The organism is Chitinophaga sp. CCNWYY40 (genome assembly GCF_037483205.1).
Classification (GTDB): Bacteria; Bacteroidota; Bacteroidia; order Chitinophagales; family Chitinophagaceae; genus Chitinophaga; species Chitinophaga ginsengisegetis.
In genome coordinates, this window is record NZ_JBBHLF010000007.1 from 499,526 (window position 1) to 520,615 (window position 21,090).

Annotated in this window: 19 protein-coding genes; 10 read left to right on the top strand and 9 right to left on the bottom strand. The window is 45.6% G+C overall.

The features are described 5' to 3' along the window. Positions 1-130: 130 nt before the first annotated feature. Positions 131-973: a tetratricopeptide repeat protein gene (locus V7S65_RS27665; RefSeq protein WP_079471284.1), complete on the bottom strand. Its 843-nt coding sequence runs from the start codon at positions 971-973 to the stop codon at positions 131-133. 24 nt (positions 974-997) lie between these two features. Next, complete coding sequence (locus tag V7S65_RS27670; RefSeq protein WP_073084475.1) at positions 998-1,285, bottom strand: HU family DNA-binding protein; 288 nt, start codon at positions 1,283-1,285, stop codon at positions 998-1,000. A gap of 220 nt (positions 1,286-1,505) precedes the next feature. Here V7S65_RS27670 and mutY point away from each other — a divergent pair, with 220 nt between their 5' ends. The 6 genes from mutY to V7S65_RS27700 all read left to right on the top strand — a co-directional run bounded on the left by mutY (position 1,506) and on the right by V7S65_RS27700 (position 7,398). Then, a complete protein-coding gene (gene mutY, locus V7S65_RS27675) occupies positions 1,506-2,579 on the top strand; it encodes an A/G-specific adenine glycosylase (RefSeq protein ID WP_336388892.1) in 1,074 nt (357 codons plus the stop codon). 197 nt (positions 2,580-2,776) lie between these two features. Continuing rightward, entirely contained in the window at positions 2,777-3,235 is a 459-nt protein-coding gene (locus tag V7S65_RS27680) for a single-stranded DNA-binding protein (protein WP_079471287.1), read from the top strand. 123 nt (positions 3,236-3,358) lie between these two features. Continuing rightward, positions 3,359-4,711: a gliding motility-associated protein GldE gene (gldE, locus tag V7S65_RS27685; protein WP_227024458.1), complete on the top strand. Its 1,353-nt coding sequence runs from the start codon at positions 3,359-3,361 to the stop codon at positions 4,709-4,711. 22 nt (positions 4,712-4,733) lie between these two features. Then, positions 4,734-5,336 (top strand): gliding motility lipoprotein GldD, encoded by a 603-nt coding sequence (gene gldD / locus V7S65_RS27690; protein WP_111577314.1) that lies wholly within the window; start codon positions 4,734-4,736, stop codon positions 5,334-5,336. Positions 5,337-5,408: 72 nt separating this feature from the next. Beyond that, positions 5,409-5,978: a DUF3109 family protein gene (locus V7S65_RS27695; RefSeq protein ID WP_079471292.1), complete on the top strand. Its 570-nt coding sequence runs from the start codon at positions 5,409-5,411 to the stop codon at positions 5,976-5,978. Positions 5,979-6,024: 46 nt separating this feature from the next. After that, positions 6,025-7,398: a LutB/LldF family L-lactate oxidation iron-sulfur protein gene (locus V7S65_RS27700; RefSeq protein WP_111577313.1), complete on the top strand. Its 1,374-nt coding sequence runs from the start codon at positions 6,025-6,027 to the stop codon at positions 7,396-7,398. Here V7S65_RS27700 and V7S65_RS27705 read toward each other — a convergent pair whose 3' ends face one another. The 5 genes from V7S65_RS27705 to carB all read right to left on the bottom strand — a co-directional run bounded on the left by V7S65_RS27705 (position 7,399) and on the right by carB (position 16,228). Continuing rightward, entirely contained in the window at positions 7,399-8,604 is a 1,206-nt protein-coding gene (locus V7S65_RS27705; RefSeq protein ID WP_336388891.1) for an energy transducer TonB, read from the bottom strand. Next, a complete protein-coding gene (locus V7S65_RS27710) occupies positions 8,597-9,175 on the bottom strand; it encodes an RNA polymerase sigma factor (RefSeq protein WP_336388890.1) in 579 nt (192 codons plus the stop codon). The genes V7S65_RS27705 and V7S65_RS27710 overlap by 8 nt, the downstream gene beginning before the upstream one ends. Before the next feature lie 153 nt (positions 9,176-9,328). Next, entirely contained in the window at positions 9,329-10,843 is a 1,515-nt protein-coding gene (gene purH, locus V7S65_RS27715) for a bifunctional phosphoribosylaminoimidazolecarboxamide formyltransferase/IMP cyclohydrolase (RefSeq protein WP_336388889.1), read from the bottom strand. A 12-nt stretch (positions 10,844-10,855) separates the two neighbouring features. Beyond that, the gene (locus tag V7S65_RS27720; RefSeq protein ID WP_336388888.1) at positions 10,856-12,952 is read right to left on the bottom strand and encodes a ComEC/Rec2 family competence protein; all 2,097 of its coding nucleotides are present in this window, start codon (positions 12,950-12,952) and stop codon (positions 10,856-10,858) included. Positions 12,953-13,411: 459 nt separating this feature from the next. Then, entirely contained in the window at positions 13,412-16,228 is a 2,817-nt protein-coding gene (carB, locus tag V7S65_RS27725) for a carbamoyl-phosphate synthase large subunit (RefSeq protein ID WP_336388887.1), read from the bottom strand. Between the two features lie 201 nt (positions 16,229-16,429). On the opposite strand from carB, the gene V7S65_RS27730 reads away from it, so the two are divergent. The 4 genes from V7S65_RS27730 to V7S65_RS27745 all read left to right on the top strand — a co-directional run bounded on the left by V7S65_RS27730 (position 16,430) and on the right by V7S65_RS27745 (position 19,158). Then, positions 16,430-17,077, top strand: a complete 648-nt coding sequence (locus tag V7S65_RS27730) for a hypothetical protein (RefSeq protein WP_336388886.1) — start codon at positions 16,430-16,432, stop codon at positions 17,075-17,077. 194 nt (positions 17,078-17,271) lie between these two features. Continuing rightward, the gene (locus V7S65_RS27735) at positions 17,272-17,514 is read left to right on the top strand and encodes a hypothetical protein (protein WP_079471300.1); all 243 of its coding nucleotides are present in this window, start codon (positions 17,272-17,274) and stop codon (positions 17,512-17,514) included. A gap of 50 nt (positions 17,515-17,564) precedes the next feature. Further along, positions 17,565-18,491: a DUF692 domain-containing protein gene (locus V7S65_RS27740; protein WP_159454368.1), complete on the top strand. Its 927-nt coding sequence runs from the start codon at positions 17,565-17,567 to the stop codon at positions 18,489-18,491. Positions 18,492-18,495: 4 nt separating this feature from the next. After that, entirely contained in the window at positions 18,496-19,158 is a 663-nt protein-coding gene (locus tag V7S65_RS27745) for a hypothetical protein (protein ID WP_111577305.1), read from the top strand. Here V7S65_RS27745 and V7S65_RS27750 read toward each other — a convergent pair. Next, entirely contained in the window at positions 19,153-20,307 is a 1,155-nt protein-coding gene (locus tag V7S65_RS27750; RefSeq protein ID WP_079471303.1) for an MFS transporter, read from the bottom strand. The two genes, V7S65_RS27745 and V7S65_RS27750, sit on opposite strands and share 6 nt — an antisense overlap. Before the next feature lie 27 nt (positions 20,308-20,334). Next, positions 20,335-21,081, bottom strand: coding sequence for a DeoR/GlpR family DNA-binding transcription regulator (locus tag V7S65_RS27755; RefSeq protein WP_079471304.1), 747 nt, complete (start codon positions 21,079-21,081; stop codon positions 20,335-20,337). Positions 21,082-21,090 lie beyond the last annotated feature (9 nt).

The following is a 21,090-nucleotide window of genomic DNA, read 5'->3' on the forward strand; positions in this document are numbered from 1 at the left end:
TATTTCTTCTTACTTTTATGCCGGTTCTTTCTCAGTCTTTTTTTACGCTTGTGAGTGGCAATTTTATGTCTTTTTCTTTTCTTACCGCAAGGCATACGCTGATACTTTTTTAAATGATTGAAAAATAATATTATTGAATACTTTTAATGTAACTATCTACTTCTTTCTTCAGTTCCGGATCGGTCATGAGTTGTTTGCTTTTTTCAAACAGTTCAATCGCTTTCTTCTTGTCTCCCTTGCTCCGGTACGATTCTGCCAGCACAAATAACACTTTTGCATTATCCGGGTGGTTCTTCGCAACGCCTTCCAGTCTTTCGATAGCTTTATCGTACTGACCTGATGTAATAGCAAGGTTAGCTAAAGTAACCTGTGCGTCGATATTATCAGGGTGTGCTGCAACGACTTCTCTCAGCTTGGCTACGCCGGTCATAGGTTCACCGGTGTTCATGTACACCATAGCCTGTGATATTTTCAGCGTATCATTTGCCGGGTTCAATTGTATTGCCTGATCAAACAAAGTAATTGCCTGCTGGGCTTCCCATTTTGCTACACGCGGATCTTCTGCATGTTGCAAGTGGGCCAAAAATAAATTGGCTGCAAAGGTGAGGCTTTTTTCGGAATTTTCCAACTTAGCGGCTTCGCCAAGATAATATGCGGCTACGGGCAGCTGGTTGAGGCTGTCCCAGGTGTTGTACAATTGATGGTACGCGGCTATCTGTTGGGTTTTCACATCCCCGCGGACAACATTTGTTTCAATGGTATTTACCTGTAAAAGTTTTTCAGCAGGAATTTTCCCTTTTGCGGTTTCCAGCAGTTCAGAGAAGGCAATAGGTGCTACATCCTGTCCCCCCTGCATAGGGGCGGCAGATGACATAGGTTTCTTTTCCGACCGGGGCACAGTACGGCCAAAGGCGAATAATATCACCAATAGTGCTACCGCAGCACCCACCAGAAGAACTTGTGATTTTTGCATCGCCTAAATTATTAGGCTGCAAAATTAAGAACTTTTGAGCTTCTTTACTTCAGCAACAAATTCTTTCGAAGGTTTAAATGCCGGAATAAAGTGCTCGGGGATCTCCACAGCTACGTTCTTCTTGATGTTACGCCCAATCTTGGCGGCCCGTTTTTTTGTGATAAAACTTCCAAACCCACGGATATAAATGTGTTCTCCGTTAGCAAGAGCTTCTTTCACCTCTTTAAACATGGCCTCAAGTGTGACTAACACATCAACTTTGGGGATGCCGGTTTTTTCAGCAATGTTGTTAATTAAATCAGCTTTTCTCATATGAAAGCGAGAGGATTACTTTACTCTCAAAGTTAATTTAAAAATTCTAATTGCTGAATTTTAAGCAAATAAATTTTATCATTTTTTCTTATAACTGGTATTGGCGATAAATTATATTTATTTGCAGGCCCGGAAATGGGTATCCGTTGTACCTTATAGGGTTTTTGTACAGCATTTGCCATATCAATATACTAAATAATTTTATTAAAATAATATATAAATGATATCACCCCGACAATTTTTTACCGAAAAATTACTGGAATGGAACCGGGAAACGAATACCCGCAACATGCCCTGGAAGGGTGAAAAAAATCCCTACCGGATCTGGCTGTCTGAAATCATTCTCCAGCAAACCCGCGTGGAGCAAGGCTGGCCGTACTATGAAAGATTCATTCAGCACTATCCCACTGTTAAAAAACTGGCTGCCGCACCAGATGAAGAAGTGTTCCGTTTATGGCAGGGATTAGGGTATTATGCCCGTTGTAAAAATATGTTGGCAGCCGCCCGGGAAATTACGGTTATCTATCAAGGTAAGTTCCCCGACCAGTATGAACAGATCAAAGCGCTCAAAGGAATAGGCTCTTATACAGCCGCCGCCATCGCCTCCTTTGCCTTCAATCTTCCCTACGCCGTGCTTGATGGCAACGTTTTCAGGGTCCTCTCCCGCTATTTTGGAATCGAAACGCCTATCGACAGCACCGCCGGAAAAAAGCAATTCGGCACCCTCGCCCAGGAACTGCTGCCACAGAGCCTCTCTGCCGAATACAACCAGAGTATCATGGACTTTGGCGCAGTGGTATGCAAGCCTCAGCAACCTCTTTGCGGGGAATGTGTGCTCCGCAAAAAGTGCGTGGCCCTGCATGAACAACTCGTTCCACATCTCCCGGTAAAAACAAAAAAACTCCTGATCAAAAAAAGATATTTCAATTATCTCCTTGTTCACTATAAGGAAGATATATATATCCGTAAGAGAACAGACAGCGATATCTGGCAGAACCTGCATGAGTTTGTACTCATCGAAACAGCAGGCCCTTCAGACATCACGGCACTGCAATCGTCGGGAGCCTTTGACCCCATCCTGGGGAAAACGCCTTTTGAAATAGACCGGGTGTCGGCTCCGTTTAAACAACAACTCACCCATCAAACCATACACAGCCAGTTTATCAGCATCACGGTGAAGAAGGCGCCGGCTATCCCGGGGTATACCCTGGTGCCCCGCAGCAGCCTGAATAACTACGCTTTTCCAAAGACCATCACAACCTTTCTGGAAAGTAATCACCTGCAATTATTCTAATGAGCACGCATAGAGAATAAAAATATACATTAAGTGTTAAGCCACTTCAGGAATAGTGCCCGGTAACGAAATCCGGCTTAACCTGCTGCCAGTAAGAAATTTTTCCCTATCGATTGGAAAAAAATATTAACTTTAAGAAGGTTGTTTATTTATTAAAAGAAGAACTTTTTAACAATAGACTAAAAAAACCTACAACTATGAGAGGTGTTAATAAAGTAATCCTGATAGGCAATTTGGGCAGAGATCCGGATGTACAGTTTCTGGAAGGAAATATCGCAGTAGCCAAATTTTCACTGGCTACCACTGAAACGTTCAAAGACAGAGCCGGCAAGCTCATTTCACAAACAGAATGGCATACGGTGGTGCTATGGCGGGGACTGGCCGAACTGGCGCAGAAATACCTGCACAAAGGTAGTCTTGTTTACATTGAAGGCCGCTTGCGCACCCGCAGCTGGGAAGACAAAGAAGGCAATAAGAAATTTGCCACCGAAGTTGTAGGAGATAACCTGGTTATGCTGGATAAACGCATGGACCTCAACAACCAAGATCACCCCATACCTCACCATAGCAGTACGGGTTCAGGCAGTGGAGAAAGTTTTCCGGGACTGGAAATCCCCCCTTCACTGAACGAACCAGCAGACGATCTGCCTTTTTAGTTGCAAAAAAATATTAAGTTTTAAATGTACGTAATCCCATATAGGGACATTACTTATATTTGCGTGCAGGGAAAGCAATTCCATGAATTACTTTCCCCTATTTTTTGATTAATTACATCAAAGTTGAACATCTTGGGCATCCTTCCGGCAAGCTACGTATCCTATTTTTTACAAGCCAGCGCACCAATTGGCGCCCCTAACGTGGTGGTATTTCTGCTTGTTATTTTTATTCTGCTCCTGCTAACCTTTATTGTTTCCGGTGCGGAAGTAGCCTTCTTTTCCCTTAACCACAAGGATCTGAATGTGCTTAAAACACGCCAGAATGCCTCGGGCAAACTGATCACCAGACTGCTGGAAAAGCCAAAATCACTGCTCGCTTCCTTACAAATTGCAGGTGTATTGCTCATGATCGCATTTATCATGATCACCAATTACCTCGTTACCCAGATGGAAGACCTGCAAACACTGCCGGTAGTATCCCTCCTGGTAAGGATTTCCGCGATCTGCCTCATCTTACTCTTTTTCGGCCAGATACTCCCCCGGGTATGGGCCGCTCAAAACAATATCCGTTTTGCCACCTATTTCGCCTGGTTCGTAAGCGGTATCCACGCCACTATGGAACCCATCAGCGATTTTTTTGTTGGCCTAAGCACCAGCATCGAAGACCGCTTCTTTCACCGCGGCAGCGGCCCGGTAAATTACCAGGAAATCGATGAAGCCATCGAAATGAGCGTGGACGCCACCGCCTCCCAGGAAGAAAAAAATATCCTGAAAGGCATCCTTAAATTTGGCAATATCACCGTAAAACAGATCATGCGCGGCCGTTTGGACGTAAACGGCGTGGAATACGACAGCACTTTCGGCGATATCGTGAAAAGTGTAGCCGACCTGCATTATTCCCGTTTACCTGTTTATAAGGACAACCTGGACAATATCGTGGGCGTTATCCACACCAAAGACCTGCTCCCCCATCTCGACAAAGGCAATACCTTCGACTGGCACGAAGTAATGCGCCAGCCTTTCTTTGTGCATGGCCATAAACTGATCGAAGACCTGCTCTCTGAATTCCAGAGCAGACGGATGCACTTTGCCGTAGTAGTGGACGAATTTGGCGGTACCTCCGGCATTGTAACCCTGGAAGATATCATGGAAGAAGTGATCGGCGATATCAAGGACGAATTTGATGAAGAAGAATTTAACTACAACAAAGTAGATAACTTCACCTACGTATTTGAAGGCAAAACCATGCTGAACGACGTTTGCCGCATCATGAACATCTCTCCTGAAACATTTGAACCCGTAAAAGGCGAAAGCGACTCCCTCGGTGGTCTTATACTGGAACTGGCCGGAAAATTTCCTGAAGAAAACAGCGTTATTAACTACAATAACTTCGATTTCACTGTACTGGAAGTCAATAAAATGAGGATCCAGAAAGTACAGGTAACCATCAGGCCGGACGCCGCTGAAAAAGTGTAACTGCCTGTTAAATAAGCATAAAATGCCAGCGATTAAAGGAAAGGCCCTCACACTGATCATCGGGCTGATGTGTATATTTGCCGCCTGTGAAAACGTACCCACACCGAAGCCCAGAGGCTATTTCCAGGTAAAATTTCCGGAGAGAAAATACCGCACTTTCGATATGCCCGGATATCCTTACACATTTGAATACCCGGCATATGCCAATATCGTCAAAGACACTTCCTTTTTTGGCGCAGCCCCCGAAAACCCTTACTGGATCAATATAGACTTCCCCTCCCTGAACGGGAAAATTTATATGAGCTATAAGATCATCGGCCCCGGTAACAACAGCTTCCGCAAACTGGTGGACGATGCCTTTAAAATGACCTACAAGCATACCTACAAGGCAGAATATATCGATGAAAACAAGATCCATACAGCAAACAACGTAAGCGGTACCTTCTATGAAGTGGGTGGTAATGCCGCCTCTTCGAAACAATTCTTTGCCACCGATTCGGTAAAACACTTCCTCCGCGGCGCCCTCTATTTTGATGTTACACCCAACGCAGACTCTCTCGCACCCGTTTACCGGTTCCTGGAACAGGATATGTGGCATATGGTAGAAACCCTGCGCTGGAGATAAGCCCTGAATGCTGTAACTTTGTGGTCTTAATAAGATTGTCTGTCTGCAATTTCAGGCAAAAGACCATTCCCGATGATTATCATTGACGATAAATACATAAGTGACGAAGTAATTGAGGAGCAATTTGTGTGCAATCTGTCTGCCTGCAAAGGCGCCTGTTGTGTAGCGGGCGATTGTGGCGCTCCACTGGATAAAACAGAAGTTAAAATCCTGAAGAAAATTTATCCGAAGATTAAATCTTACCTCCGGGAAGATGGTATCAAAGAAATTGAGCACACTGGTACCAATACTACCGACGATGAGTATGGATATGTTACCCCTATTGTAAACAAAGGCATTTGTGCATACGCCACTATAGACGATCACGGCATAGTAGGTTGTGGCATCGAGAAAGCATACAATGATGGAGTGGTTGATTTCAAAAAACCTATTTCCTGTCATCTCTACCCTATCCGTATTAAAAAATACGAAACATTTGAAGCAGTAAATTATGACCGTTGGGAGGTTTGCAAACCCGCCTGCAAGAACGGTAAAACCCTTCAGGTGCCAGTGTATCGTTTCCTTAAAGATGCTTTGATCAGAAAATACGGCACGGAATTTTATGAAGTGTTGGACAACATCGCAAGAAAAGAACACGGGTAAATCATTTTCGGATTTAACTATCTTTAATTAGGAATATTGCTTGCTTATGCATCAAACAGCATCTACTTTTCTGGAAGAAAGTGAAAAGAAAGCGTCTGATCTCGGCCACCGGCAGACGATCAACTTCAATATAGGCAAATACAATACAGCTGTAAAAGCCGGTAAACAACAGTTTACGGATTTACCCGGCGCAAGGGAAAGAGCCAAGAACATCAAGTGGAGAGCTATTGAGCACCTGGATAATCACCTGGAAGAATTCGAGCAAAACTTTACCCGTCGCGGCGGCAAGGTCATCTGGGCCGAAACTGCCGAACAGGTACAACAGGAAATACTGGCCATTTGCCAGGCCAAGCAATGCAAAAGCATCGTAAAAAGTAAGTCGATGGCTACCGAGGAAGTACACCTGAACGCCTTTATGGAAAGTAATGGCATCGAGTGTGTGGAAACTGATCTCGGGGAATATATACAACAACTCGACGGAGAACCGCCATACCACATCGTTACCCCGGCCATGCACAAAAGCAAGGAGGATGTGGCCCGCTTGTTTGCAGATAAACTTGGTACTGATCCCGGGCTTACACCAGAGCAACTAACCCTGGTTGCCCGCGAAAAGCTCCGTCACAAATATCTCCAGGCGGAAATAGGTATCACCGGCGCCAACTTCATCATAGCAGATACCGGCTCCATAGCCGTTACAGAAAATGAAGGCAATGCGCGTTTAACCACGGCATTTCCCAAAACTCATATTGTACTGGTGGGTATTGAAAAAGTACTCCCTTCTATTACTGACCTCAGCCTGTTCTGGCCTTTACTGGCTACCTATGGTACCGGTCAGCAGATCACCGCTTACAACAGTATTTTCAGCGGCCCCCGGCAGGAAGGAGAAATAGACGGTCCGGAAGAAATGTATGTGATCCTGATGGACAATGGCCGCACCAATATCCTGCAGGATACTACTGCACGTGAAAGCTTATACTGCATCCGTTGCGGCTCCTGCCTCAATGCCTGCCCTGTTTATAAAAATATTGGTGGTCACTCATATGCCGCCACCTACAGCGGTCCTATCGGCGCTGTGATTACTCCTCACCTGAAAGGGATGGACTCTTACATGCACCTGAGCTTTGCCTCTTCGTTGTGTGGTAACTGTACTGAAGTATGCCCGGTGCGCATTAACCTGCATGAACTGTTGCTGCATAACCGTCAGAAAGCAGTAGAGGAAAACTATACTTCCGGGGGAGAGAAATTTGCCTGGTTTATGTGGAAGCAAGGCTGTAGCAGCCGCAAAATGATGAACTTAGCCAGTGGCAAAATGAAAAATTTCCTGCTGCGAAGATTCTTTGCCAAAAGCTGGGGAGATAACCGCGAACTGCCTGTATTTGCCTCCAAATCCTTTAACCAGCAATGGAAAGAGCGGAAATAGCTACTTATCTTTCTGCACATTAAATTTTACCCTGACTTTTACTTTAGCGGGCTTTCCGTCTGAAGCAGGTATCCATGCCGGGCCTTCTTTGATCACCCGGATGGCTTCTGCATCACAGGCATCATTCAGGTGACGGATAATTTTAAAGTCCTGCAGGCTACCATCCGGCATAACGGTAAAGGATACACGTACAGTACCGTTGTATAGGTTATCCGGGTTAACAGTTTTGGTTTTAAGATAATTTTGAAAAGCGGTTTCCCCGGTTATAGGAGCAGGCGCCCGGTAGGCATTGATATCAGTATCGTCGGATGACACGTCTACTCCTGCCACTTTTCCCTGCAATAGTGCCCCGGTACCGGAATCAGAAATGGCGCTTTCTTTGACAACAGTTACGGCACCCGTAACATTTCGTTTCTTTTGTATACCATAACCGATCACCACTACTTCGTTTAATGCATTCTTTTGACTATCCGGTTTACCCAGTGAATAATTATTTTGCCCCCTTATCATTATCTGTTTCTCTTTATTTGCTGCAGGGGGGACTGCAAAATTCCGCTGTTGTTCGGCGCGCTCCGCCTGAATGGCCATGGCCGTTGCGGGAACACTACTATCGACATCAGGTACTCTTCTGCTGACAGAAGGAACTGTTTTATCTGCCGCCTCGTTTTTGGCGTAGGGTATAGTCTTATCCGCGGCTTCAGTTGCCGGCTCCTGTTTTGCTGCTTGCTTTTCGGCAGTTACTGGTTTAGCGGGTGTGGGAGGAGTAATTTTTTGGGCAGGATGATCAGCATTTGCCGGCGATGGTGCGGTGTCTCCATGTTCGGAGAATACAGACGCCGGTTCCTTTGCAGAATTAGATGTATTTACGCCGGCAATGGGCGTTCTCCGTTGCTGTTCCCACAGGAACCAGCCTGCAGAAAACATCAGCAGCAAAATGGCTGCCGCCGCGGCTATTCGATAAAACATCGGGCGGATGCGGCCTCTGGAGGCAATTCTTTCAGACAATCTGGCCGCAAGGTCTTCCTGGTGGGCGGTTTGTTCCGGCGTGTGCAAGGCATAGCCTTCCAGCGCATCAGCCAGGAACGGGTCGTCCAGGGCCTGACGTTCCAGGGCATGCATGGCTTTATCGTCGAGCTCTCCTGCCAGGTATTGGCGGATAAGTCCGGCGAGTTCCTCCGGTTTTATATGTGGCCGCTTGTCAGTCATTTTGTTGTTCCATACATATTTTCAGGTTCCGCTTTCCGTTCTGGATGTAGCTTTTCACCTTATTCATTTCATATCCGGTGATAACGCTCACTTCCCGGTAGCTCTTTTCCTTCAGGTAAAACAAGTCTACACTGCGTTTTTGTTCTTCCGGCAAGGTTTCCAGGCATTTTTCCATGCTCTGCAGGTTATCTTCCAGTGATACTCCGTTTTCATGATGCCCGTTTTCCCCGTTTTCCACAATGGGGTGATCATCAATAGACACCTGGCGGGATTCCTTATTTTTCATTGCCCGCAGCTTCATTAAACAATGATTGCGGGCAAGTACATGCAGCCAGCTTTTAAAATTCTGGACTTCATGTTGCCTCAGTTTTATAATTAACTCCTCAAAGATCTGCATTACTGCATCTTTGCTGGCTTCTTCATCAAAATATCTCAGGCATACACCGTATACCAGGTTCATATAACGCTGGTAAAGGGCTGCAAGAAAATCCAGTTTACCGGTGGTTTTAAACTCCCCGATCAACCAGGCATCATCTGCATCCTGCATGATATTTTGTTGGATAAAAGACATTTGTAGCTGCTATTCGCTTATGGTCCTCGCTTTTAGGATGATATTGATTTACAAGTCAACAATACTATTATTATTTTTTGAATATTATAAGATGAAAATAAGAAAGCACCGGGAAATTCCGGTGCTTTCTCTTATAAATTCTCATAATTACCGTTAGTGTCTGAAGTGACGCATACCGGTCATTACCATCACCATATCATGTTCCTTACAGAATTCGATGGAGTCATTATCCCTCATGGAGCCACCAGGCTGGATCACCGCAGTAATGCCATGTTCGTGCGCAATGCTTACACAGTCGTTGAAGGGGAAGAATGCATCAGAAGCCATTGCTGCGCCTTTCAGATCGAAGCTAAACTGGCCTGCCTTTTCAATAGCGTGGCGCAGTGCGTCGATACGGGAAGTCTGACCACAACCTTTACCAATCAGCTGCTGATCCTTTACTAATGCGATAGCATTTGATTTCAGGTGTTTGCAAACGATATTGGCAAATTCCAGGTCAGATTTTTCAGCCGGTGTAGCTGGACGGGCCCCTACTTCATTCCATTCTTTGTAGTTACCATTATCGCTGTCCTGCAGCAAAACGCCATTCAATACATTTTTGAACATGTATTTGCTCTTTACCGGCTGTTTCTGTTCCAGGAGGATACGGTTCTTTTTGGCCTGCAGTACAGTAAGTGCATCGGCATCAAAGCCCGGAGCGATCAGGATTTCGAAGAAAATTTCGCTGATGGATTCCGCAGTGGTTTTGTCGATTACCTTGTTGGTTACCAGTACGCCGCCAAAAGCGCTTTCCTTATCGCCTGCCAGTGCTGCGTCCCAGGCTTCTTTCAGCGTAGCACGGGAAGCAATACCGCAAACGTTGGTATGCTTGATCACAGCAAAGGTGGTGGCTTCAAATTCCTGGATCAGCTGGCATGCAGCGTCTACATCCACCAGGTTGTTGAAGGATAATTCCTTGCCATGTAGTTTGTTGAAAATTTCGTTGAGGTTACCATAGAAAACACCACGCTGATGTGGGTTTTCACCATAACGGTTTACTTGTCCTTCCGGAATAGAGAGCTGGAAGTTTACGCCCGGCTCATTGTTCAGGAAATACTGGGAGATCGCCACATCATAGTGAGCGCAAACTTCAAATGCTTTAGCAGCAAAGTTTCTGCGATCTTCAATGGTAGTAGCGCCGTTGTTATCGGTCAGTACTTTTTCGAGGTCGGCGTATTGATCTTTAGAAGCAACAATCACCACGTCTTTGTAGTTTTTGCCGGCTGCACGGATCAGTGATACTCCGCCTATATCAATTTTTTCGATGATGGTTTGTTCTACCGTGGTGCTCTTCACTGTTTCCTCAAATGGATACAGGTCAACAATTACCAGGTCTATTTCCGGAATCTGGTATTCCTTCAGTTGTTCCAGATCCTGTGGATTATCGCGGCGGGCCAGAATACCACCGAATACTTTAGGATGCAGGGTTTTAACACGTCCACCCAAAATAGAAGGGTAAGCAGTCAGGTCTTCAACAGCTACACATTTCACACCCAGGTCCTCAATAAATTTTTGGGTACCGCCGGTGGAATAGATGGTAACACCTTGTTCACCTAATTTTTTAACAATGTTCTCCAGGTTATCTTTATAGAAAACGGAGATCAACGCTGATTTAATTTGCTTTTGCATGAATGGAAAACATTAGAAATTAATAACATAGGCTCCCTGGTCCGGAACCGAAAAGAAGCGCAAAGTTAACACGTAACAATCACTTTTCCATTTCTCAATCCTCCGCGAACTATTTGAAGCCGCAAAAATAAGTGTATCAAACGTATAAAAATCACCCAATCGCCTGATATCCAACGATGGATTACGTGTCAATAAAATATAATTGGTCTGGAATTTTTCAGGTGGCGCCCGATCCGGCAATGCGCGGTCTATGATCAGTAGCCGTTTTCCCTCAAAGCTCAGAAAGCGGCCATATTGCTGAAAAGAAGCAGGTTTGCCTGGATGAACACGCAGGTTTGTGCGTGTATTCAGGAGTTGCTGCGCTACAGGTAATTGCCATACGCTATCATTACCGGTAAATTGTACAAGGTTACCTTTAATACAGTCAATTGCCGTATAGGCGGGCACGTTATAAACAATGATACTGCATTGCGAGCGGCAAGCTACCACCCAGCTGACGTGGGCTATCAGCAATCCCCAGATACAAAGAATACCCATCCACAAGCCAGGCCGGAACCTGACCAGTAGCCACAGTGCCAGTGCTGCAATGAGCACATAAAGCAATACCGTTTGCGCCAGTGAACAGTGAATATCCGTGATCAGCGCACCTGGCAGCTCTCCTATCCACCGGATGCAGTTGTTCATTCCGAGAATCATGTATTTCAATGCGCTTCCCAGCCAAACGGCCGGAGTCCCAAAGGGAGCCAGCAACAGCAGCATCACTTCTCCATAAATAATTACTGTAGATAAGGGCACCGCAATCAGATTAGCCGGCAAAAAGTAATTGGGAAACTGGTAAAAGTAAAATAAACTCACTGGTGTAGTGATCAGTTGCGCCGCCAGCGATACCGCCACCATTTGCCAGAGCCAATCTGCCCACCTGTATTTCCATTGGAACAGGCGGTAAATGGGCTGGTAAAAAAGCAGGATACTGAGTACCGCGAGATACGACAGCTGAAACCCTGCATCCACAGCCAGGTAGGGATTAAAGCATAGTAGTAAGGTAGCCGAAGCGGCCAATGTGTTGTAAATGCTGCTATGCCGGTGCAATACAAAACGCCCGATGGTAATGCCTGTAAACATCACTGCAGAACGAAGTACAGAGGCAGATGCACCAGTAAGTAATGCAAATCCCCACAGCACAAGCAAGATGATCAATGCTTTGGTAATATGCAGCCAGCGATGTGCCGGCAGCCATTGCAGCAACCATAATAAGGTACCATACAACAGCGCAAGATGCATCCCCGAAATGGCAATAACATGTACAATGCCGGTATTACTATAGCTCTGCACTACATCCCGGTCGAGGTCCTGGCGGTAACCAATAAGCAGCGCTTCCGCCATACCGGCTTCCGGTCCGTTTCCAATATATTTCTTCAGGTTATACAGGCAATAATCCCTTGCCCGCAGCAATAACCTGCGCACCGGGTGCCCGCGATTGCGCGGTAACCGGTAAAAATCTTCGTTACGGAGATACAACTGCTGATAAACCTGTTGCGTTACCATGTATTGCTGATAGTTAAACGCTCCGGGATTGCCGTTAAATTTGATCAATTCAGGCCGTTTCCGGGCGATTAATTCATCTCCGTAATGAAGGGCAGGTGTAAGACTATCCTTGCCCGTATAAAGCAATAAACAGCCTTTTACGGGCATCCATTCACCCTTCCTGCAGATGGCTACCACTTGTGCTGTTGTTTTAAAAGAACGGGGCTTTTCCTGTAGTGGTTCATTTATACGCAACAGATAAAACGGTGTGTCTGTAGTGTATTTATTATAAAACCCTTTACTGTGCCGGAGATCAGTATTATATAACAACAGGCCGCCGCAACAGCTGATCAACATAAAGAGGAGTATTCCCGGCAGCCAGGCAGCGGCAAACCGCCATTGCAGCGGTAGAAAACGAAACACTGATATCCCTGCCATACAACAGCAGATCAATACAATGTATAAAACAGGATACACCGGGATATACAGCTGAAGAGTGATCCCAGCCAGTAACGGTACAACAATACGCAGAAAAGGCGCACGCTTCCAGCACATCACAACAAACAATGTAGATTCAAATTCCATGTAAGGGTTAACTTTTTATCGGGTAAACAAACCTCGCATTTATACGCAGCAAAAGCGTTTTGGAAATGTTAAAAAGAAAGATATTTTAGCCGCTAATATTTATATATGATAACATGAGAACTTTCACTTTACACAAATAAATTCCGGCAAATCACGCGAGATTAACTTCTTTTTAAGATATTAATAATCAATATATATTATATTATACATTATCTCATCTGTTATTGATTAGTTAACATCTCTTTTAAATATAATATTATTTGTAAACTGCATTACCGGTCACGCTATATGAATTGTATCAAGATTCAATAGTCGTGTCTTTAATGGTTATTTTGAGGGAAAAGAAGGAGCCTGATTTTTATCAGGCTCTGTTCATTTCAGATAAATCGATTTATACATAAAAAAGCCCTTCCGGTATACACCGGAAGGGCTTTTAATATTTGGTTCCTTCACAGGAAACTATTTGCTCAGATACATGCTCTTTTCTTTAAACAGCTGTCTGAAATATGGATCACGCAGATCCTTGATAAAGCGGATCGCTTCTCCCGTAGATTTCATTTCAGGGCCCAGCTCCTTATTTACACCCGGGAACTTATTGAAAGAAAACACCGGCTCCTTGATGGCAAAACCTGTGAGGTTCTTTACAATGGTAAAGTCCTTCAGCTTATTAGCGCCTATCATCACCTTAGTGGCAATGTTCAGGTAAGGTACCTGGTAAGCTTTGGCAATAAACGGTGTAGTACGGGATGCACGCGGATTGGCTTCAATCACAAACACATTACCATCTTTAATGGCAAACTGAATGTTGATCAAACCACGGATATCAAGCGCACGTGCAATCTTTTCCGCATAGTACTCCATAGTAGTTACTTCGATGGGCGACAGGTTGAAAGCCGGCAGCAACGCGTGGCTATCGCCACTGTGGATACCCGCTGGCTCAATATGTTCCATCACGCCCATTACATGGAAGTCGGTACCATCAAAAATACCGTCTATTTCCGCCTCCTGGCAACGATCCAGGAAGTGATCAATCAATATCTTGTTACCTGGCAGATGTCTGAGCAGGCTCAGTACAGATTCTTCCAGTTCTTCTTCATTAATAACAATCCTCATACGCTGCCCACCTAACACATAGGAAGGACGTACCAGTACCGGGTAACCCACTTCTTTCGCCACATCTATAGCGTCGTCTGTGTTGTAAGCGGTACCATATTTAGGATAAGGAATGCCCAGTTCTTTCAGCATGTCGGAGAAACGGCCGCGGTCTTCCGCAATATCCATATTGTCAAAGGATGTACCGATGATCTTCACGCCGTTTGCTTCCAGGCGCTTCGCCAGTTTCAGTGCAGTTTGCCCACCCAGCTGAACAATCACTCCTTCCGGTTTTTCCAGCTCCACAATTTCCCAGAGATTTTCCCAGAACACCGGCTCGAAGTACAACTTATCCGCCATATCGAAATCGGTTGATACGGTTTCCGGGTTACAGTTCACCATAATCGCTTCATATCCGCAATCCTGGATGGCCTGCAAACCATGCGTACAGCAGTAGTCAAACTCAATACCCTGACCAATCCTGTTTGGACCGGAACCGAGTACAATGATCTTTTTCTTATCGGAAGGAATGCTTTCGTTTTCTGTATCGAAAGTAGAATAGAAGTAAGGCGTTTTTGCTTCAAACTCCGCGCTGCAGGTATCTACCATTTTAAAGGTGCGGCGGATACCCAGCTCCTTACGTTTAGCGTATACTTCATCTTCATCGCAATCGCCAAACAGGATAGCCAGCTGCGCATCGGAGAAGCCCATTTTCTTGGCGTCTCTCAGCATATCAACGGAAACAGTCTGCAGATCAAGTTCCAGCAATTGTTTTTCCAGGTTAACGATATCCTGGATCTGGTGCAGGAACCAGCGGTCAATAAAGGTGAGCTGGTGAATATGTTTTACCGATACACCCGCCATCAAAGCATCTTTGATACGGAAGATACGATCCCAGGTTGGACGTTTTAATTTCTCGATCAACTGCTCGCTCTTCATGAGTGATTTACCGTAGTAACCCAGTCCCAGTGCATCGTTCTCGAGGCTCTGACAGGCTTTCTGCAGGGCTTCAGGGAAAGTACGTCCGATAGACATTACCTCTCCTACTGACTTCATCTGCAGTCCTAAAGTATCATCAGCTCCTTTGAATTTATCAAAGTTCCAGCGCGGCATCTTAACAATCACATAATCCAGTGCCGGTTCAAAGAAGGCAGAAGTTGTTTTCGTGATCTGGTTTTCCAGTTCATCCAGTGAATAACCAATAGCCAGTTTCGCAGCAATTTTTGCAATCGGGTAACCGGTTGCTTTGGAAGCCAGTGCAGAAGAACGGCTTACACGTGGATTGATCTCGATGGCAATCAGCTCTTCGTTTTCAGGATTGAGGGAGAACTGCACGTTACAGCCACCGGCAAAGTTGCCGAGGTCGCGCATCATCAACATCGCTTTGTTACGCATGTCCTGGAAAGCAGTGTCGCTCAGTGTCATCGCAGGAGCCACCGTAATGGAATCGCCGGTGTGGATACCCATCGGGTCGAGGTTTTCCACGGTACAAATGATAACAACGTTATCATTCTTATCACGCAACAATTCCAGTTCATATTCTTTCCATCCGAGTACGGCTTTTTCCACCAGTACCTCGTGGATCGGAGACGCTTTCAAACCACGGTCCAGCGCTTCATCCAGGTCTTCTTTACTATGTACAAAACCACCACCGGTACCACCCAGTGTGAAAGAAGGACGGATTACCAGCGGAAATCCGATTTCCTGGGCGAACTCTTTTCCTTCCAGGAAGGAGTTGGCTGTTCTGGCAGGCGCTACAGGTATTCCCAGCTGGATCATCCACTGACGGAACTGTTCGCGGTCTTCTGCCTTATCAATGGCTTTGATGTCTACTCCAATCAGGCGAACGTTATGTTTTTCCCATATTCCCAGTTCGTCTACCTCCTTACAAAGGTTCAGCGCAGTTTGGCCGCCCATAGTAGGTAATACGGCATCTATCTGGTTTTCTTCCAGAATCTGCTCAATGCTTTCCACGGTCAGCGGCAGCAAATAAACCTTATCGGCCATCATAGGATCCGTCATGATGGTAGCCGGGTTGGAATTAATCAAAATCACTTTAATTCCTTCTTCCCGCAGCGAACGTGCTGCCTGGGAACCGGAATAATCAAATTCGCAAGCCTGACCAATAATAATGGGTCCAGAACCGATAATGAGTACAGATTTGATAGATGAGTCTTTTGGCATTTGTGTAATCTATTGAAAATGAAAAACCAAACTGATCTTTCTGCCGTGTGAGGGAACAAAAAAATCGTGCAAAGTTACGGGATTTGAAGTTTATAAACGGAAATAAATTTTGTTTTGGGAGAAGATTTTTTTTGGAGGCGAACAAATATAGGTAGTTTTATATGTTGATTTTACATTATCCAACACCCAAATACCGATGTTATGGAAACACCAGATGACAGGTATGATGAAACAGAAGAAGAAAAACGAAGAGAGGAAGAAGATGCCCCGGTGAAGATTTACCGGAAATATGGCAGAGACATCATGAATTTTATTTCCGGTGATAGAAATCAACCTATCTGGAGTTATACCTTCAGGCTTACGTATGAACAAACCGACGGACTGCTCCGGCATGCATGGCAAAACGAAATGGATAACCCTTTCATAAATGACCTTAAAACATTTATGAATCCCAATTATACCGGGAGGATATACGGCGGATATACCTTGTTACAACTGGAGCTTCCCCGGCAAAAGACTAAACTTAAAATATATAGCAAAGGCACCTTGCATTTTCTGAGTGCGTTAAATCCAAATAAAGTATTAACAGGCGCAACCGAATTCGACAATAACTTCGTGGTAATTGCCCGTCCCAAAAGCATCATCAAAAATATATACCGGGAACTGGATTTCCTGATGGACAACGATTTCGGGAGATCTCTGTCACTGATCACTGATTATGAGGATGCCATTACCCTGCGGTTTTATTTACAAATACGCATCAACAAGCTGCTTACCGAAGAAAAAGACATAGAGAAATTACTAAAGCACACACTCGTCCTGGTAAAAAAGCTTAATTCACTGGGCTAACAGCAAAAAAACGGTCTTATAATTTCCCGTATAAATACTTATCATGATCTCATCTTATTCTCCTAACTTTATCATCCGCAGTTAAAAATACTGCGCTGCAACCCCAAAAAGACTGGCACTAAATTCTACAACAGCCCTGCCCCGCAGGGAATTCTTCTTTATTTTATATTTAAACACCCCAAAATTCAAACGTCATGCGTACAGCTGAAATTCATTACGGCGACAATGGTCACGTAGATGTTGCCGTTCCCAAAGGCACCAAAATGGAAGACATCACCAAACTGCAATCTATGGTGATCAAACAAATCAATCCCCGCGGATGCCAGGCATGCTTATCCGGCGTTCACTTTAACATCCGGGAAAAACTGGAACAGGTGATCAAAGTGGATCTGGATAAAATGGCTGTCATCAAAGACATTGCTATCAAACAACATTAATGCGGATGCCGTCCCGGCGCCACCGGGACGGCTCTTAAAACCTCCTCACCATGTCACAAGTATTATCAACAGCCAGGGTGGGCCATCTTTATCAGCAAACTATTCCGCAGCTGGGCGTAGGGCTTCTCTACAACCCTTCGCTGGAACTATACCTGGACGCATGCCCCGGTATCTGCGATTATGTGGAAATCATCCCGGATATGTTCTGGACTGATCGCGGGAACAATACGCCGCAACGGTTTGAAGAAATTGAATCGTGGATGAAAGTGCTGGATAAAATAGCTGCCACATATCCTTTAACTTCTCACAATATCTCCTACTCTCTCGGCAGTGCAGGCATCTTCGATAAAAACTATCTCTATAAAATGAAAGAATGGCACGAACGCTATCGCTTTAAATGGCATAGTGATCACCTCTCTTTCGTAAAAGTGCATAACGAACAACAGGAAGAACACAATGCCGGACTCGCCGTACCGGTGCCCTATGATTACGAAGTGCTGGATATGATCGGCGGTCGCATCAATGCTATCAAACGTTCCATCAGCACACCTTTCCTGGTAGAAAACAATGTGTACTTCATCGACCTGCCCGAACAGGAACTCAGCGAAACAGCCTTTCTCAATGAGCTGTCGCGCGATACTTCCTGCGGCTTGCTGCTGGATATCCATAACGTATACACGAATGCGGTGAATCACCACTTCGATGCAAAGGCATTTATTGCACAACTGGAATTGGATAAGGTCATCGAAATCCACATTGCCGGAGGAAACGAAATGGCCGGCATGTACACCGATTCCCACGCAGGGCCCTGCCCGCCGGAAGTATGGGAGTTACTCGGGTATACGTTACCGTTAGTGCCCAACTTATGCGGCATTACTTTCGAGTTTCATGAATCTTATTTTCACCTGCTGCAATTTGAAGGCGTTACCCGTGAGCTGAACAGGGCAAAAGCAGCCTGGAACCTTTATCATACCTGAAACTATGTCACTCTTATCTTTTCAGAAAGCACTCACAGACCTGATTGCCTCCCCGCAATTATGCCTGCAGCTGCGGAATAATCCGGCAGCGGTATTATCACGGTACGATCTTACCAGCCGCGAACAACGGCGGTTGCAAACGGTAGTATACCAACAGGGCATGTCGGTAAGCTGTACCCTGTACCGGGTAAACAGGATCACACCCATTTACACGATGCTTCCGTATACCTGTTTTTTATTGGGAGAACAACTGATGCCGGTAATAGAAGAATTTTGGGCCATCGACAACCGTTCAGATCTGCAATTCAAAAGGGAGATCAACATCTTTGGTGAATTCCTGTTACAGAAATTACTGAGCGGGGAAATTGTAAATCCTTACCTGCGGGAAATTGTAGTGATGGAACTGGCCATGAATGAATTGAAGTTCTTACCGCGGGAGTTATTAATGGAAACAGGCGATGATGAAACAAGCATACATCCGCTGGTAAGGCTGGTGCCATTTGATCATCCGCCGGAACCCTTGCTCACCGCGCTTGCCGGCATGAAGTTACCCGAGCGGGAAGAAGATACCGGCGAATACTGGCTGATGCTCGATCACCGGGAAGAAGAACTTTCTTTCCGCGCGCTGCCCCATAAAAATGGAGCAGCGGCGGTAGCAGGATTATAATTTGATCCTGGACGACATGACCGCTATAGCAGCGCCCATTACGGCAATCATAGTAAAAGCCACGCCAAGATTGGTAGCCTGCGCTACAAACCCGATCAGCGGAGGACCAAAAAGAAATCCGAAATAGCCAATAGTAGATACGGTGGCCAACGCCATTCCCGGTGGCAGTTTGGTAGATTTGCCCGCAGCACTGTATACCAGCGGTACTACTGCAGATACGCCCGCGCCCACCAGCATAAAGCCCAGCATAGCCGGAACGAAGTAAGGGAAGATAACAGCTACCAGCAAGCCGCTGGCAGTGAGACCACCGCTTATCAGCAACATCTTTTTAACGCCAAGCCGTGTAGTCAGGTAATCGGCCACAAAACGTCCGGATGCCATTGTACTCATGAAGGCAGCGTAGCCGGCGCCGGACCATCCTTCCCTTACCTGTATCACCCTGCGGAAATATACCCCGCTCCAGTCAAACATAGTACCCTCGCAAATCATAGAGCACATCGCAATAATTCCAAGTGTAAACAGGAAGGCATCCGGTTTGCCAAATAAAGAAGGAGCATTGTTTTCATTGGTTACGCGTACTACCAGCCGGTTCATGGTAATGACAATGAGGATCCAGGAAACGGCGGTAATAATTAAAAAGTGATACACCGGCGCCAGGTGCAAACCTGTCATCCAGGTACCAAAAGCCGCCCCGGTAAAACCCGCTACACTCCACAATCCGTGAAATGAAGCCATAATGGAACGGCCGTACATAGCCTCCACGCCTACTGCCTGTGTGTTCACTGCAATGTTGGCGAGGTTACCAAAAAAGCCAAAGAACACCAGGAATACGCTCAACTCCCAGGAAGTATGCGCAAGACCAAGCACCGGCAACACCGCCGCATACGCTACCGCTGCAATGAGCAGTATCTGGCGGCTGCCATATTTCGATACCAGTATGCCGGCAACCGGAAGGGAAATAATAGAACCCACCGGAAGCGCCAGCAGCACGCTTCCCAGCCCGGCATCGTTCAGGTTTAATGCCAGCTGAATATCCGGAATGCGGGAGGCCCAACTGGAAAAACATAGTCCGGTTAAAAAAAACAAGGCGCTCACCGCAATGCGTGTAGCTCTTTTATTAATCATTACCATCGATAGATCGTGTAACATCTTCGGTCAGATAAAAGTTAAAATTGATCAGATTACCTGTATTCCCAGGTTAATATACGGTTTCAGAGATGGCAGATCCGGATTGTCTGTAATAATAGTGTCCAAACCTGTAATATCGCATACTTTAAAAGGTTCTGCCGTACCCATTTTATCACTGGTAGCCAGTGCAATGGTTTTATTGGCAGATTCCACCATCACGCTTTTCACATCTGCTTCCCCAAGATCCAGGCCCGTTACGCCTGCATCCGGATGCAAGCTGCAGATACCCAGGAAGCAAATATCCGCCCGCATTTTTTCCAGCATACGGATGGTATCCATTCCACCGGCTGTTTGGGAATCCTTACCAATCAACCCACCGGTGAAAATTACTTCAATCACAGGATGCTCTATCAGCTGTGCTACGATGGGTACGCTGTTCGTAATAACGGTAATATGAAGATTAGAAGGAAAGAGTTTGGCCAGCATTAAAGTAGAAGTACCTCCATCGAGAATAATTGTTTGCCCGTTGTGCAGGTACGCCAGGGCTTTGGTGGCAATATGCTTCTTATCATCTTCATGATATACGATACGCTCTTTAAAAGAGTAAGGATTCGGCGAATGCGGGATGGCGCCTCCCCTTACTTTGATCAGCTGCCCGTTTTGCGCCAGGGATTCGAGGTCCCTGCGCACCGTATCTTCCGATACCTGCAAATCGCTGCTAAGCTCTGTTTGCAGCACTTTATGATCTGTTTGCAGCTTTTTGAGGATATAATCCAGCCTTTCCTCTCTCAACATGCTCATGCT